Raw genomic sequence first — 211 nt, forward strand, 5'->3', positions numbered from 1 at the left:
GGTCACGTCGAAGATCGCCGCATGGGCAGACAGCCCTTGATCCTTGAGGCTCTCGACCGCACGTTTGACGCTTTCCGGCGTGCGGCCATTGATGATCACCTCGGCGCCATGCTGCGCCAGGCCTTCGGCCAGGGCATAGCCGATCCCCTGGCTCGAGCCGGTGATCAGGGCAAGGCGTCCGGTAATATCAAACAAGTTCTTCATGTAAATC

At 60.2% G+C, this 211-nt stretch carries 1 protein-coding gene; it reads right to left on the reverse strand.

Going from position 1 to position 211, the window contains the following annotated elements; all coding sequences use genetic code 11:
• The coding region (locus AF337_RS13970) for an SDR family NAD(P)-dependent oxidoreductase (RefSeq protein WP_152971075.1) at positions 1 to 204 on the reverse strand (204 nt) is incomplete at its 3' end.
• Positions 205 to 211: the final 7 nt, after the last annotated feature.

The sequence above is a fragment of the Rhizobium ecuadorense genome (assembly GCF_001187535.1).
Classification (GTDB): Bacteria; Pseudomonadota; Alphaproteobacteria; order Rhizobiales; family Rhizobiaceae; genus Rhizobium; species Rhizobium ecuadorense.